The 14,929-nt window shown below is 69.6% G+C and carries 15 protein-coding genes; 12 read left to right on the top strand and 3 right to left on the bottom strand.

Annotation, left to right across the window (positions count from 1 at the left end; translation table 11 throughout):
• Nucleotides 1-128: 128 nt before the first annotated feature.
• The 6 genes from lysA to GON06_RS05980 all read left to right on the top strand — a co-directional run bounded on the left by lysA (nt 129) and on the right by GON06_RS05980 (nt 7,607).
• Nucleotides 129-1,589 carry a diaminopimelate decarboxylase gene (gene lysA / locus GON06_RS06005; RefSeq protein ID WP_332837203.1) on the top strand — a complete coding sequence of 487 codons (1,461 nt, stop codon included), beginning with the start codon at nt 129-131 and terminating at the stop codon, nt 1,587-1,589.
• Entirely contained in the window at nt 1,586-2,899 is a 1,314-nt protein-coding gene (locus GON06_RS06000; RefSeq protein ID WP_157311422.1) for a homoserine dehydrogenase, read from the top strand. Before lysA ends, GON06_RS06000 begins: the two co-directional genes overlap by 4 nt.
• A gap of 71 nt (nt 2,900-2,970) precedes the next feature.
• The gene (gene thrB / locus GON06_RS05995) at nt 2,971-3,891 is read left to right on the top strand and encodes a homoserine kinase (RefSeq protein WP_157311751.1); all 921 of its coding nucleotides are present in this window, start codon (nt 2,971-2,973) and stop codon (nt 3,889-3,891) included.
• 178 nt (nt 3,892-4,069) lie between these two features.
• Nucleotides 4,070-6,109: a transcription termination factor Rho gene (rho, locus tag GON06_RS05990; protein WP_332837202.1), complete on the top strand. Its 2,040-nt coding sequence runs from the start codon at nt 4,070-4,072 to the stop codon at nt 6,107-6,109.
• Nucleotides 6,110-6,113: 4 nt separating this feature from the next.
• Complete coding sequence (gene prfA, locus GON06_RS05985) at nt 6,114-7,187, top strand: peptide chain release factor 1 (protein WP_332837201.1); 1,074 nt, start codon at nt 6,114-6,116, stop codon at nt 7,185-7,187.
• A 69-nt stretch (nt 7,188-7,256) separates the two neighbouring features.
• Nucleotides 7,257-7,607 carry a YciI family protein gene (locus GON06_RS05980; protein WP_157311421.1) on the top strand — a complete coding sequence of 117 codons (351 nt, stop codon included), beginning with the start codon at nt 7,257-7,259 and terminating at the stop codon, nt 7,605-7,607.
• Between the two features lie 4 nt (nt 7,608-7,611).
• Here the strand turns inward: GON06_RS05980 and GON06_RS05975 are convergent, their stop codons facing one another.
• Genes GON06_RS05975 through cysK form a run of 3 tightly spaced genes read right to left on the bottom strand, consistent with a single transcriptional unit; the run spans nt 7,612 to nt 10,253 of the window.
• A complete protein-coding gene (locus tag GON06_RS05975; protein ID WP_157311420.1) occupies nt 7,612-8,676 on the bottom strand; it encodes a DNA polymerase IV in 1,065 nt (354 codons plus the stop codon).
• A gap of 36 nt (nt 8,677-8,712) precedes the next feature.
• Nucleotides 8,713-9,315, bottom strand: coding sequence for a serine O-acetyltransferase EpsC (gene epsC, locus GON06_RS05970; protein WP_232528272.1), 603 nt, complete (start codon nt 9,313-9,315; stop codon nt 8,713-8,715).
• A complete protein-coding gene (gene cysK / locus GON06_RS05965; RefSeq protein ID WP_157311419.1) occupies nt 9,315-10,253 on the bottom strand; it encodes a cysteine synthase A in 939 nt (312 codons plus the stop codon). Before cysK ends, epsC begins: the two co-directional genes overlap by 1 nt.
• 95 nt (nt 10,254-10,348) lie before the next feature.
• Here cysK and prmC point away from each other — a divergent pair, with 95 nt between their 5' ends.
• From prmC to atpE, 6 genes are all read left to right on the top strand, one after another.
• Nucleotides 10,349-11,206, top strand: coding sequence for a peptide chain release factor N(5)-glutamine methyltransferase (gene prmC / locus GON06_RS05960; RefSeq protein ID WP_157311418.1), 858 nt, complete (start codon nt 10,349-10,351; stop codon nt 11,204-11,206).
• Between the two features lie 78 nt (nt 11,207-11,284).
• Entirely contained in the window at nt 11,285-12,061 is a 777-nt protein-coding gene (locus tag GON06_RS05955) for an L-threonylcarbamoyladenylate synthase (protein WP_157311417.1), read from the top strand.
• A complete protein-coding gene (locus GON06_RS05950; RefSeq protein WP_332837200.1) occupies nt 12,058-13,203 on the top strand; it encodes an MraY family glycosyltransferase in 1,146 nt (381 codons plus the stop codon). Before GON06_RS05955 ends, GON06_RS05950 begins: the two co-directional genes overlap by 4 nt.
• Nucleotides 13,200-13,706, top strand: a complete 507-nt coding sequence (locus tag GON06_RS05945) for a hypothetical protein (RefSeq protein WP_157311416.1) — start codon at nt 13,200-13,202, stop codon at nt 13,704-13,706. The genes GON06_RS05950 and GON06_RS05945 overlap by 4 nt, the downstream gene beginning before the upstream one ends.
• Before the next feature lie 134 nt (nt 13,707-13,840).
• On the top strand, nt 13,841-14,629 hold the full coding sequence (gene atpB / locus GON06_RS05940; protein WP_157311415.1) for a F0F1 ATP synthase subunit A: 789 nt from the start codon (nt 13,841-13,843) through the stop codon (nt 14,627-14,629).
• Between the two features lie 44 nt (nt 14,630-14,673).
• A complete protein-coding gene (gene atpE, locus GON06_RS05935) occupies nt 14,674-14,910 on the top strand; it encodes an ATP synthase F0 subunit C (protein WP_332837199.1) in 237 nt (78 codons plus the stop codon).
• The last annotated feature ends 19 nt before the right edge of the window (nt 14,911-14,929 follow it).

The following is a 14,929-nucleotide window of genomic DNA, read 5'->3' as shown; positions in this document are numbered from 1 at the left end:
TACCCAAGGGTCTGTCATGAAGCGGAGGGCTTGACAGGGGTGGACTCGGGGGTGCCCTAGAATCGGGGGAACCTCGCGGCGTGCACTGTTCCGTCCGAGGATCCCTCCCACGATTGGTGTCCTGCCCCGTGCATTCCGCCCCTACCGCGCTCGCCCCCGATTGGCTGGCAGTGCCCGACGATCCCGATGATCTCGCGGCGGGGGTGTGGCCGGCATCCGCGCACCGCGACGCGGACGGAGCCCTCGTGATCGGCGGGGTGGCCGTCGGTGATCTGGTCCGCTCGTACGGCACGCCGGTGCTGGTGATCGACGAGGGCGAGGTGCGCCGTCGCGCCACAGCGCTGCGCGACGCGTTCGAGAGCGCCGCCGCCGCGCACGGCACGAGCGTGCGCATCTACTACGCAGGCAAGGCGTTCCTCTCCACCGCGGTCGCGCGGTGGATGGTCGAGGAGCGGCTGAACGTCGACGTCTGCACCGGCGGTGAGCTGCAGGTCGCGCTCGCCGCCTCCGTCGAGCCGTCGCACATCGGATTCCACGGCAACAACAAGTCGGTCGCCGAGCTCGAGAGCGCCGTCGAGGCCGGTGTCGGCACGATCATCATCGACAGCGCGATCGAGATCGAGCGCCTCGCGGCGATCACCGCGCGCACCGGCACCGTGCAGCGCGTGATGCTGCGGGTGAACAGCGGCGTGCACGCCGAGACGCACGACTTCCTCGCCACCGCGCACGAGGACCAGAAGTTCGGCCTGCCGCTGTCGGATGCCGCAGCCGTGGTCGCCCGCATCCGCGACCTGCCCGGTCTGGAGTTCGTCGGACTGCACTGCCACATCGGCTCGCAGATCTTCGGCGTGGCCGGCTTCCGCGAGTCGGCGTCGCGCGTGCTGGATCTGCACGCCGAGCTGCTCGAGGGTGGACCCGTCCCTCAGCTGAACCTCGGCGGCGGCTTCGGCATCGCGTACACGCGTGTGGACGATCCCGCCCCGGTCGCCGAGCTCGCCGAGGGGATCGTCGCCGCCGTCGCCGAAGGCTGCGCGGCGCGCGGCATCGACGTGCCAGCGCTGTCTTTCGAGCCCGGTCGCGCGATCATCGGCAATGCCGGCGTCACGCTCTACGAGATCGGCACCATCAAGGACGTCGTCCTCGAGAACGGCAGCCGTCGCTACCTCAGCGTCGACGGCGGCATGAGCGACAACGCCCGCACCGCACTGTACGGCGCACAGTTCTCGGCACGACTGGCCTCCCGCGACGGCGACGGAGAGCCCGTGCTGTCACGCGTCGTCGGCAAGCACTGCGAGTCCGGCGACATCGTGGTGGACCACGAGTACCTGCCGTCCGACGCGGCACCCGGTGATCTGCTCGCGGTCCCCGCGACCGGCGCCTACTGCGCCCCGCTGTCGAGCAACTACAACCACGTCCCGCGTCCGCCGATCGTCGCCGTGCGCGACGGAGCGGCACGGGTGATCGTGCGCGGTGAGACCGTGGCCGACCTGCTTTCCCGCGATGCCGGCATCCCGGATGTCGAATCCGGTGCCGAGCGCTCGCCCGCCTCCGCAGGAGAACAGCCGCACAGTTCCGAAGGAGAGAGATGACAGAGTACCGACGACTTCGAGTGGCGCTGCTGGGCGCCGGAGCCGTGGGATCCCAGGTGGCAGGACTCCTGCTGCGGCACGGCGACGAGCTCGCCGACCGGGCGGGCGCCGAGCTCGAACTGGCGGGCATCGCCGTGCGCAACCTGGACGCACCCCGTGACGTCGCCCTCCCGCGCGAGCTGTTCACGACAGACGCCGAGGCGCTGATCACCGGTGCGGACATCGTCGTCGAGCTGATGGGCGGCATCGAGCCGGCCCGTGCGCACACGCTGCTCGCCCTCGGTTCAGGGGCCGACGTCGTCACGGCGAACAAGGCGCTGCTCGCGACGCACGGTCCGGAGGTCTTCGAGGCCGCCGATCGCGTCGGCGCCTCGGTCTACTACGAGGCCGCCGCCGCCGGGGCGATCCCGATCATCCGGCCGCTGCGAGACTCCCTCGCCGGCGACCGCGTGGTGCGGATCATGGGCATCGTCAACGGCACCACGAACTACATCCTCGACCGGATGGATTCCGAGGGCGCCGACTTCGCCGACGTGCTCGCCGACGCACAGCGTCTGGGCTACGCCGAAGCCGACCCCACGGCCGACGTGGAGGGCTACGACGCCGCGCAGAAGGCGGCGATCCTGGCATCCCTCGCCTTCCACACCGCGGTGCCGCTCGAGACCGTGCACCGCGAGGGCATCACGGCCATCACTGCGGACATGATCGAGGAGGCGCGCGACGCCGGCTTCGTGATCAAGCTGCTCGCCGTCTGCGAGCGCCTGGTCGACGAGGGCGCAGAGTCGATCTCGGTGCGCGTCTATCCGGCACTGGTGCCGCGCTCGCACCCGCTCGCCTCGGTGCACGGCGCCAACAACGCCGTGTTCGTCGAGGCGGAGGCCGCCGGACCCCTGATGTTCTACGGCGCCGGCGCCGGCGGCGTGCAGACCGCGTCTGCCGTGCTCGGCGACGTCGTCTCCGCCGCTCGCCGGCACATCGCCGGGGGCACGGGAGTGGGGGAGTCCACCAGGGCGAACCTGCCGATCGTGCCGATCGGGCACGTGACCACGCGCTATCAGATCACGCTCGAGGTCTCGGACGCCCCGGGCGTGCTGGCCACGGTCGCCGGCCTGCTCAGCGAGGGCGGCGTCTCGGTCGCGACGGTGCTGCAGACGGTGGCAGAGCCCAACGGCGAGGAAGGCGGCACCGCCCGCCTGATCATCGGCACGCACCGCGCGGCGGAGCAGGCGCTCAGCGCGACAGTCGACAGCCTCGCCGCCAGTGACGTCGTCGAGCGCGTGGTGTCCGTGCTGCGCGTCGAGGGCGAGTGACCGTGGGCGTCACCGCTGTCCCCGGCGCGGAGCCGACCGAACCGTCCGCCGGCGAACCCGTTGCGGGAGCGCTGCGCACGGTCGACGTCACCGTGCCGGCGACCAGCGCGAACCTCGGCCCTGGTTTCGACACCCTCGGCCTGGCTCTGAGCATCTACGACCACCTGCAGGTGTCGTCGTTCGCCGACGACCGCCTCGAGATCGAGGTGTCCGGCTCCGGCGCGGACGAGATCCCGACGGATGCCACGAATCTCGTCGTGCGCTCGATCGCGCACGTCTTCGCGGATGCCGGACGGTCGTTGCCCGGGCTGCGTGTCGTCGCCGACAACGGCGTGCCGCACGGCCGCGGTCTCGGCTCCTCCGGCGCGGCGGTGACCGCGGGTATCCTCGCGGCGAAGGGCCTGCTCGCCGGTGACGTCGAACTCGACGACGAGACCCTGCTGCGGCTGGCGACCGAGCTCGAGGGACACCCCGACAACGTGGCCCCTGCGCTGTTCGGCGGGCTCACGATCGCGTGGATCGGCGACCGCGGCCCCGCGCACAAGAAGCTGCTCGTGCACCGCGGTGTCGCACCGGTGGTGTTCGTCCCGGGGTTCACGATGTCGACGTCGCTGGCCAGGTCGCTGCAGCCGCCGCAGGTCCCGCGCGAGGACGCCGTCTTCAACGTGTCGCGCTCGGCCCTCCTGGTCGCGGCGCTGACGCAGAGCCCTGAGCTGCTCCTGGACGCCACGGCAGACCGGCTGCACCAGGACTATCGCGGACCTGCGATGCCGGAGACGCTGCGCCTGGTGCAGTCGCTCCGCCAGGCGGGCTTCGCGGCCGTCGTTTCGGGCGCGGGCCCGAGCGTGCTCGTGCTCGCCGACGGTCCGGGCAACCGCCAGGACGCCGTCGAACTGGCGGATTCCGTCACGGACACCCCGTGGACCGCACACATGCTCGCGGTCGACGTGCGGGGTGGTACAGTAAGGAACCGAGCGGAGGGCTCCACGTAACTTCGTGAATCTGGCCCCATCGCACATCTGCGAGATCCGCACGTGTTCCCCGGTCTGAGAAGGAATCCGTTCCTTCGTGGTTCCGGCTGGCTGGCGTTCGTCGCCTGTGCGTGCAACGCGCTCAGCATCGCTGTGCGCTCAGGATTGCTCATTTCCCACGACATATGAGGGAGTACTCGTGGAGAACTTCTCCGAGACCCAGAACGACCAGACGGCGCCGGTGAACGACGCCCCCGCATCCACCCCGGCCGCTGCCGACGCTCCGGCCACCGAGGCACCGCGCAAGCGGGCCCCGCGCCGCGCCACCACGGCGACCGCCGCGGCGAAGGCCGCCGAGAAGGCCGAGGCCACAGCGTCTGCGCCGGCCGAGGCCGCCGCTCCGGCCGCTGAGGCGAACGCCGAGGCCCCGGCCGAGGCGCCGAAGGCGAAGCGCCCGACGCGCAGCCGAGCCAAGAAGGCGGATGCCGCGCCCGAGGGCGACACCCTCGACATCGCGTCCACCGCCGTGGTCGAGCCGGCTGCCGAGGCATCCGCTGCCGACGCGCCCGCTGCCGAGGCACCTGCGAAGCGCGCCTCGTCGCGCCGCGCCTCGTCGAAGGCCGCTCCTGCGGCCGAGGCGGCAGAGCAGAAGACCGAGCCGGCTGCGGAGAAGCCCGCCGCCGAGGGTGAGAGTGCCGAGGGTGAGACCGCGAAGCCGGCCCGCCGCCGCGGCAAGAAGGCCGAGCAGCAGTCCGCCGATGGTGAGACCGCGGCAGCCGAGTCGTCCGACTCCGGCCCCGCGCAGGGCGAGAAGCCCGCTGAGCAGAACGCCGAGAACAAGGACTCCGGCGACGGCGAGGAGGGCTCCGGCCGTGGCCGTACCCGCAACCGCAGCCGCAACCGCGGCCGTGGCGGTCAGAGCACCCAGGGCGGTCAGCAGGAGCAGCAGCAGTCCTCCTCCGCCGATGACGAGCAGGCAGGCGGCCGCTCCCGCCAGCGCAACAAGCGCCGCGGCGGCAGCAACCAGACCACCGACGAGTTCGAGACCGAGATCGGTGAGGATGACGTGCTCATCCCCGTCGCCGGCATCCTCGACGTGCTCGACAACTACGCCTTCGTCCGCACCAGCGGCTACCTGCCCGGCCCGACCGACGTGTATGTGTCGCTCGGCCAGGTGAAGAAGTACAACCTGCGCAAGGGCGACGCCGTGGTCGGTGCCATCAAGCAGCCGCGGGAGGGCGAGCAGCAGGGCCGCCAGAAGTACAACGCCCTGGTGAAGGTCGACTCGATCAACGGCCTGTCCACCGACGACGCCGGCACCCGCGTGGAGTTCGGCAAGCTCACCCCGCTGTACCCGCAGGAGCGTCTGCGCCTGGAGACGGCGCCCGAGAAGCTGACCCAGCGGATCATCGACCTCGTCGCCCCGATCGGCAAGGGTCAGCGCGGCCTGATCGTCGCGCCTCCGAAGGCCGGCAAGACGATCGTGCTGCAGCAGATCGCGAACGCGATCGCGCACAACAACCCCGAGGTGCACCTCATGGTCGTCCTGGTGGACGAGCGACCGGAAGAGGTCACCGACATGCAGCGTTCGGTGAAGGGCGAGGTCATCGCCTCGACCTTCGACCGCCCCGCCGAGGATCACACCACGGTCGCGGAGCTCGCGATCGAGCGCGCCAAGCGCCTGGTCGAGCTGGGTCGCGACGTCGTGGTGCTGCTCGACTCGATCACCCGTCTGGGCCGGGCCTACAACGTGTCGACCCCGACCTCGGGCCGCGTGCTCACCGGTGGTGTCGACGCTTCGGCGCTGTACCCCCCGAAGCGCTTCTTCGGAGCCGCGCGCAACATCGAGAACGGCGGTTCGCTGACCATCCTCGCCACCGCGCTGGTGGAGACCGGATCCAAGATGGACGAGGTCATCTTCGAGGAGTTCAAGGGCACCGGCAACAGCGAGCTGCGTCTGTCGCGCGCGCTGGCCGACAAGCGCATCTTCCCTGCGGTCGACGTCAACGCGTCGAGCACCCGCCGCGAGGAGATGCTGCTCTCGCCCGACGAGGTCAAGATCACCTGGAAGCTGCGTCGCGCCCTGGCCGGCCTCGACCCGCAGCAGGCCCTCGAGGTCGTGCTCGGCAAGCTCAAGGAGACCAGCTCGAACGTGGAGTTCCTCGTTCAGATGCAGAAGTCGATCCCCGCTCCGCCGGCGACCGGCCACAGCCACGGGCACGAGAACAGCATCCGCTGACATCGTGTTCGAGTCCGTCCAGGGGCTGATCGACGAGCACCGCCGGGTGCAGGAGGAGCTCTCCGACCCGGCGGTGCACGCCGATGCCGCGCGCGCCAAGCGCGTGAACCGGCGCTACGCCGAGCTGTCGCGCATCGTCGCGGCGTACGACGCCTGGTCGGCGGCATCCGATGATCTGGATGCCGCGCGCGAACTCGCTCGCGAGGACAGCGCGTTCGCCGATGAGGTGCCCGCGCTGGAGGAGGGGCTGCAGGCCGCGCAGGAGCGGCTGCGCCGGCTGCTGATCCCGCGCGACCCGGATGACGCCCGTGACGTGATCATGGAGATCAAGGCGGGGGAGGGCGGTGCCGAGTCGGCGCTGTTCGCCGCCGACCTGCTGCGGATGTACATCCAGTACGCGGCATCCATGGGCTGGAAGACCGAGCTGCTGGAGCGCAACGAGTCCGACCTCGGCGGTTACAAGGACGTCCAGGTCGCGATCAAGGGGACCTCGACCGACCCCGCCCAGGGCGTCTGGGCGCACCTGAAGTACGAGGGCGGTGTGCACCGCGTGCAGCGCGTGCCGGCGACGGAGTCGCAGGGCCGCATCCACACGTCGACCACCGGTGTACTGGTGTTCCCCGAGGTGGACGAGCCCGAGGAGATCCAGATCGATCAGAACGATCTGAAGATCGACGTGTTCCGTTCGTCTGGACCAGGCGGCCAGTCCGTGAACACCACGGACTCCGCGGTGCGCATCACGCACGTGCCCACCGGCATCGTGGTGTCGATGCAGAACGAGAAGTCCCAGCTGCAGAACCGCGAGGCGGGCATGCGCGTGCTGCGCGCGCGGCTGCTCGCCAAGCAGCAGGAGGAGCTCGCCGCCGCGGCCTCGGATGCGAGGAAGAGCCAGATCCGCGGTATGGACCGCTCCGAGCGGATCCGCACGTACAACTTCCCGGAGAACCGGATCGCGGATCACCGCACCGGGTACAAGGCGTACAACCTCGACCAGGTGATGGACGGCGCGCTCGCCCCCGTGATCGCCTCCTGCATCGAGGCGGACGAGGCGGAGCGCCTCGGCGCCGTCGGCTCCTGACGGCGGGTCCTACCGCTTCGTCGGAGGGCAGCGCTAGGCTCGGCCTGCCCGTCGACCTCAGGAGATGCCATGCCCCAGTTCGCCGTCCTCATCCATGTCTCCGATTCCGCCCATGCACCGGACGCGACGCCGGAGGAGCTCAAGGAGTGCGATGACGACTACGAGGCGCTCGTCGCCAGCGGCAGGATGAGCCTCGCTTATGCGCTGACTCCGAAGGAGTTCGCGAAGACGGTCAGGAGGTCGGGTTCCGTCGAGGGCGTGCATCGGCCGGACGGTGACATCGTCGCGGGCTTCTACGTCATCGAGGCGGCCGACATCGACGAGGCCGCGCGTCTGGCGCGGAACAACCCCGCGGTGCTCGCCGGCGGGGCGGTGGAGATCCGACCGGTCCACAGCGGAGGCATGGTCGTGGCCTCCTGAGCCCTCACCAGCCGCCGCGCGTCGGTGTGTGGCCGTCCCTGGCGTCGTCCGGCATCGCCATCTCGGCGCGCATGCCGAGCAGCCGCACCGGCCGCCCGGGGTCGATCCTCGCGATCATCTCGCGCGCCTTCTCGATCACGGCGTCGCGATCGGTGGTCGATGGCACGCGCTTCGTGAAGGTCTTCGTGGTGAACGGCGCGTAGCGCACCTTCAGGCCGAGGCCCACCACCGGGCGCCCGTCCTCGCCGACATCCGCGAGCACCTGGTCCAGCAGCGCGAGCGCCGCCTGTTCGATCTCGGTTCGGTCCGCGAGGTCGGTCTGATATGTCGTCTCCCTGCTGTGGCCGCGCGGCACCCATGGTGTGTCGTCGACGACCGCAGAGGTCCCGCCGCGGCCGAGCTCCTGGTACCAGAGCCCCATCCGCGGGCCGAACTCCGCCGTGAGATCGTCCTCCGGTGCCGCGGCGAGCTCGGCGACAGTGCGGATGCCGAGACCGAGCAGCCGCTTCGACACCTTCGAGCCGACACCCCACAACTCGATCACCGCGCGTTCTCCCATGACCTCGCCCCAGTTCTCCGCAGTGAGCCGGAACACTCCGCGCGGCTTGCCGAAGCCGGTCGCGATCTTCGCCCGCACCAGGGTGTCGCCGATGCCGACGCTGCAGTGCAGCGCGGTCCTGTCGAGTACTGCCCGCTGGATACCGACGGCGTACGCCTCGGGGTCGTCGGTGTCGACGCCGACGAACGCCTCGTCCCAGCCCAGCACCTGTACGACGGCGCCCGGTCGCGCCCGCAGCTCCGCCATCACCTCTTCGGAGGCGGCGAGGTACGCCGGCGCGTCGACGGGGAGGATCACGGCGTCCGGTACCTTACGGGCCGCGATGCGCAGCGGCATCCCTGATCCGACTCCGAACGCGCGCGCCTCGTACGACGCGGTGGAGACCACCGCTCGTTCGGTGGGATCTCCGCGTCCGCCCACGATCACCGGCAGGCCGGCGAGCTCCGGGCGCCGCAGCACCTCGACGGCAGCGATGAACTGGTCGAGGTCGACGTGCAGCACCCAGTGCATGTCCCCGAGGGTACGCGGGGCGGGGGCTGCGTGGGATCAGATCAGGTATTCGGGAGCGGAGAGCAGGTGCGCGAGGTTCTCACCGGGGGCGCGGGAGCGGATCTTCGCCGGCACGCCGGTGAGCACCGAGTCCGCGGGGGCGTCCTTCGTGACCACCGCGTTGGCCCCGATCGCGGTTCCGGCGCCGATCACGATGGGACCGAGGATCTTCGCGCCGGCGCCGACGAGGACGCCGTCCTCGAGCGTGGGATGCCGCTTGCCGGCGTCTCTGGTCCTGCCGCCGAGCGTGACCCCGTGGTAGAGCATGACGTCATCGCCGATCTCCGCGGTCTCGCCGATCACGACGCCCATGCCGTGGTCGATGAAGAACCGCCGGCCGATCACAGCGGCGGGATGGATCTCGACACCCGTGAGCCAGCGGGTGAGCTGAGAGCCCAGGCGGGCGGGGAAGCGCAGACCGCGTCGCCACAGGGCATGGTTCACGCGGTGCGCCCAGATGGCGTGCAGACCGGGGTAGAGGAGGGCGATCTCGAACGCGCTGCGCGCGGCGGGATCACGAAGCCGGGCGGACGCGATGTCTTCGCGCATCCGCCCGGCCCATGACATGCCGGGCCCTTCGTCGGGCTCAGGGACCGGCATCAGTCCTCGCGCAGGTCCTCGAACAGCGCGGTGGAGATGTAGCGCTCACCGGTGTCGGGAGCGATCACGACGATCGTCTTGCCCGCGTTCTCAGGGCGCGCGGCGACCTTCAGTGCCTGCGCGACCGCGGCGCCGCTGGAGATGCCGACCAGGAGACCCTCCTTGGCGGCGAGGGCGCGAGCGGTCGCCAGCGACTCGTCGAACTCGGCGGTGAGGATCTCGTCGATCACGTCGCGGTCAAGGACGTCGGGGACGAAGTTCGGGCCGATGCCCTGGATCTTCGCGGGGCCGACGCGTCCCTCGGAGAGCAGCGGGGAGTCCTTCGGCTCGACGGCGATGACCTGCACGTCGGGCTTCGCGGCCTTCAGTCCCTTGCCGGCACCCGTGACGGTGCCGCCGGTGCCCACGCCGGCGATGAAGATGTCGACGTCGCCGGCGGTGTCGCGCAGGATCTCCTGGGCGGTCGTGTCGAAGTGGATCTTCGGGTTCGCGGCGTTCTCGAACTGACGTGCCCACACGGCACCGGGAGTCGTCTCGATGATCTCCTGGAGCTTCTCGATCGCGCCCTTCATGCCGAGCGTCGGGTCGCTGAGCACGAGCTCGGCGCCGTACGCCTTGAGCAGCACCCGGCGCTCCTTCGACATCGACGCCGGCATGGTGAGGATCACGCGGTAGCCCCGCGCCGCGCCGACCATGGCCAGGGCGATGCCGGTGTTGCCGCTGGTGGCCTCGACGATCGTGCCGCCGGGCTTCAGCTCGCCGGACGCCTCTGCGGCGTCGATGATCGCGATGCCGATGCGGTCCTTCACGCTCGCACCCGGGTTGAACGATTCGAGCTTGACCAGGACGGTGGCGCCCAGGCCCTCGGTGAGCCGGTTCAGCCGCACGAGCGGGGTGTTGCCGAACGTGGAGGTGATCTCGGAATGGATACCGGACATGAAGCGACCTTTCGGATAAAGGGGCGAGAGCGGCACCAGCCTACTTCTCGCCCTTCGGACGATGACGGAATGTGTCCGCTCCTAGACTTGGACGCATGCCAGACACTCTCTCCGCGCAGCTGCGCGCGGTCGCCCAGCAGCTCTCGGAAGCGGGTGTGAGCGACCCTCAGGTCGACGCCGAACTGCTCGCCGGCCACGTGCTCGGCCTGTCGCGCGGGGGAGTGCAGGCCGCCGCGCTGCGCGGCGACGCGATCGCCGGCCCGGATGCCGCGCAGCTGGCCGCGCTGGCGCAGCGCCGCGCGGCCCGCGAGCCGCTGCAGCATCTCACGGGTACCGCGCCGTTCCGCCAGCTCGAACTCGCGGTCGGACCCGGGGTGTTCGTGCCGCGTCCGGAGACGGAACAGGTCGTGCAGTTCGCGATCGACGCGCTGATCGGAGTGCCGGATCCTGAGCCGATCGGCATCGACCTCGGCACGGGCAGCGGCGCGATCGCCATGGCCATGGCGACCGAGGTGCCGCACGCCAGGATCTTCGCGGTCGAACTCTCCGACGCCGCGTACCCCTGGGCGGCTCGGAACACGGCGGACGCCACGAACCTGACGCTCGTGCACGGCGATCTCTCGACCGCCTTCGACGAGCTCCGCGGCACGGTCGCCGTCGTTATCTCGAATCCTCCCTACGTGCCGGACGACGCGATCCCGCGCGACCCCGAGGTGCGACTGTTCGACCCGGCACAGGCACTCTACGGCGGTCCCGACGGACTCGACGTGGTGCGGGTGATCAGCCGCCGCGCCCTCGAGCTGCTGCGCCCGGGCGGCGTCCTGGTGCTCGAGCACGGCGAACTGCAGGGCGAGGCGATCCGCGGCATCCTCACCGCTGACGGCTGGCGCGCAGCGGTGACGCATCCCGACCTCACCCGCCGCGACCGCGCGACCACCGCGCTGCGGCCGTGACGCGCGCGACGCGGATCAGCACGGGTTCGACGGATTCGACAGGTTCGACAGCCGTCGCCCGCGTAGACTGAGGCCGCCATGTCTTCAGTCTTCGATTGCAGCGATGAGGCCGACCTCCTCGCCGGTATGCGCCACGCCCGTCAGGCCATCGCCAGGGGCGAGCTCGTCGTCCTCCCCACCGACACCGTGTACGGCGTCGCCGCAGACGCGTTCTCGCCTGCTGCCGTCCGCCGTCTACTCGAGGCGAAGGGCCGCGGGCGCGACATGCCGCCGCCCGTGCTCGTCTCCGGTCAGGCGGCCCTCGCGGCGCTGGTGGAGAGCATCCCCGCGCCCGTCCAGCAGCTGGTCGACGAGTTCTGGCCGGGCGGACTGACGATCATCCTGCCGGCGCAGCCGTCGCTGGCCTGGGATCTCGGTGACACGCTCGGTACAGTCGCCGTGCGGATGCCGGATCGTCGGATCGCCCTGGAGCTGCTTGAGGAGACCGGTCCGCTGGCCGTGTCGAGCGCGAACCTCACCGGTCAGGGCGTCGCCATCTCCGCGGCCGATGCCGAGGACATGCTCGGCGACAGCGTGTCGGTGTATCTCGACGGCGGCCTCAGCGCGGACGGCATCGCTTCCACGATCATCGACTGCACCTCGCTCGCCGACCCGACCGTCGAGGAGCCGCGCGTGCGGATCCTGCGCGACGGCGCGGTCAGCAGGAAGCGGCTGGAGGCGGTGCTCGGCGATCTGCTCGAGCCGGAGACGCCGGCGGAGGAGACTCTGCCCGCTGATGAGACTCCCGAACAGGACGGGGGAGCGCAGGAGGAGGACGCCGAGGACAGATCCGCTGCTCCGGACGGCGCCGCGTGAAGCAGTACCTCTTCACGGTCATCCTGACAGCGGCGGTCACATTCGCGCTGTCCTGGGCGGTCTGGAAGCTGAGCCTGAAGTACAAGCTCTATCCGGGCATCCGGGAACGGGACGTGCACACCACCCCGACGCCGCGCCTGGGCGGTGTCGCGATCTTCTTCGGCATCGTGGCGGCGATCGCCGCCTCGGCGGCCAACCCGTTCTTCGACATCATGTGGGTGCCGCCGAGCACCATGTGGTCGGTGCTGGGCGCGACGGCGCTGATCGCGCTCGTCGGCGTGCTCGACGACCTGTGGGACCTGGACTGGTTCATCAAGCTCGGCGTGCAGTTCCTCGCCGCAGGCATCATCACGGTCGGCGGAGGACTGCAGATCCTGTCGCTCCCGTTCGACGAGATGATCCTCGTCTCCAGCTGGGTCAGCATCGGGGTGACGATGCTCGCGCTGGTCGTGGTCATGAACGCCGTGAACTTCATCGACGGTCTCGACGGCCTGGTCGCCGGCGTCTGCCTGATCGCGAATGGCGTCTTCTTCATCTACGCCTACACGCTCACCCGCGACTCCGGGGCATCGAGCTACTTCAACCTCGCGACCTTCCTCGCCGCGGTGCTGATCGGCGCCTGCCTGGGGTTCCTTCCGCTGAACTGGAGCCCTGCGAAGCTGTTCATGGGCGACTCCGGCGCGCTCGTGATCGGACTGCTGATGGCCACCTCGGCGGTCGCCCTCACCGGGCAGATGCCGTCCAACGCCTTCGACCCCGATCAGTTCGGCCGCTCGCAGCTGCTCGGCGCGTTCATCCCCATCCTGCTGCCGGTGGTGATCGTGATGCTGCCGCTGCTGGACTTCGGTCTGGCGGTCTTCCGGCGCATGCGTGCCGGAAAGTCGCCGTTCTCGCCCGATCGCCTGCACCTGCACCACAGGATGCTCGATCTCGGCCACCGCGACCGCGATGCCGTACTGATCTTCTACGCATGGACCGCGGTGATCTCGATCGCGGTGCTGCTGATGTACATCGCCACGCGCGAGGACTGGCCGGGCGGTTACCTGGTCGGCGTCGTCTTCGGCGTGGTCGGCATCGTCGCCTGCCTCGCGGTCACGTTCAATCCGTCCCGCCCGAAGCACCGAACCCCGGAGAAGTCATGAACAGTCCCGTATCGAGCACGCCCATCCTGCGGCGCACCCTGACCTGGTCCGTCGCGGGCGCACTCGTCGTCGGGCTCGTGGCGGGCGTCGTGGGCTATCTCGTCGCCGGCTGGGACGGCATGTGGAGCGGCCTGCTCGGCGTGCTGCTCGCCGTCGTGTTCCTCGCGATCACCGGCGCGAGCATCCTGATCGCCAATCGCTGGTACGGCGACCCGCTGTACGTCCAGCTCTTCTTCGCGATCGTCCTCGGGGGGTGGCTGCTCAAGCTCGGCATCTTCGTCGTCGTGATGATCGTGCTCAGCGGGCAGCCCTGGATCCAGCCGATGGTGTTCTTCCTGTCGATCGTCGCGGGCGTGGTGCTGTCGCTCACTGTGGACGTCATCGTGCTGATGAAGATGCGCCTGCCGAACGTCAGCGACATCTCCCTCCCCACCACGAATCCCGAGGACGACGCCCCCGGCGACGCCGAGGGGACGACCCCCGCGGCATCGGACGGGAACTGAGTCTGGTAGTGTTTTACGGGTGCCCGCCGCTCGTCCTGCGAGCGCATGCGCCGTGATGCACACCGTCCCTCGTCGCCCCGGTTCAGACCGGTGACCCGAAGCTGGAGCCCGCGCTGTTGAATCTCGCTGCGACCATGATCCCCCGCCCGTTCGCCGGAGACGGTGAGTTCCACGGCCCGTCGATGGACGAGTTCTTCCCGCCCACCCTCTTCGAGGTGCTCGGCGTTCCGATGAACCGTATCCACCTCATCCAGATGCTCTCGGTGATCGCCGTGGTGCTGATCCTCTGGCTCGGAACCCGTCGCATGCGCCTGGTCCCCGGTCGTTTCCAGAGCGTGACCGAGATGGGTCTCGGCTTCGTGCGCAACAACATCGCTCACGACCTGCTGGGCCGCAAGGACGGCGACCGCTTCCTGCCGATCCTCACCGCGATGTTCTTCATGATCCTGTTCATGAACATCACGGGCATCATCCCGTTCCTGAACATGCCTGGTACGGCGATCATCGCCGTGCCGCTCACGCTCGCCGTGGTCAGCTATGTGACGTTCATCTACGCCGGTGTCAAGAAGAGCCCGAAGAACTTCTTCAAGAACTCGCTCTTCCCGTCCGGCGTGCCGTGGCCGGTGTACTTCATCGTCACGCCGATCGAGCTCATCTCGACCTTCATCATCCGGCCCGTGACACTCACCCTCCGACTGATGATGAACCTCGTCGTCGGTCACATGATCCTGGTGCTGTGCTTCGCGGCCACCCAGTTCTTCTTCTTCACCGCAGGCGGCGGCTGGGCTCTGCTCGGCGTCGGAACCCTCGCCTTCGGCGGCGCGTTCACGATCTTCGAGATCCTCGTCGTCGTCCTGCAGTCCTACGTCTTCACCGTCCTCACCGCGGTCTACATCCAGCTCGCGGTGGCAGAAGAGCACTGATCTGAGCAGCCCTACGCTGTTCAAAACCGAAAGGAAACAACCCCGTGGACGCAACTACGGTTCTCGCTGAAGTCAACGGTCACCTCGCAGCTGTCGGCTACGGCCTCGCAGCAATCGGTCCGGCCATCGGCGTCGGCATCGTCGTCGGCAAGACGATCGAGGGTGTCGCCCGTCAGCCCGAGCTGGCCGGTCGCCTGCAGGTCCTCATGTGGATCGGTATCGCCTTCACCGAGGCGCTTGCATTCGTCGGCATCGCCGTCGGATTCATCCCCTTCCCGTAATCCGCACCGAGTTCTGAAG

This window comes from Microbacterium sp. MAH-37, from assembly GCF_009758255.1.
Lineage (GTDB): Bacteria > Actinomycetota > Actinomycetes > Actinomycetales > Microbacteriaceae > Microbacterium.
Note: the sequence above shows the minus strand (reverse complement) of the source record. Positions and strands in the feature narration are given on the sequence as shown.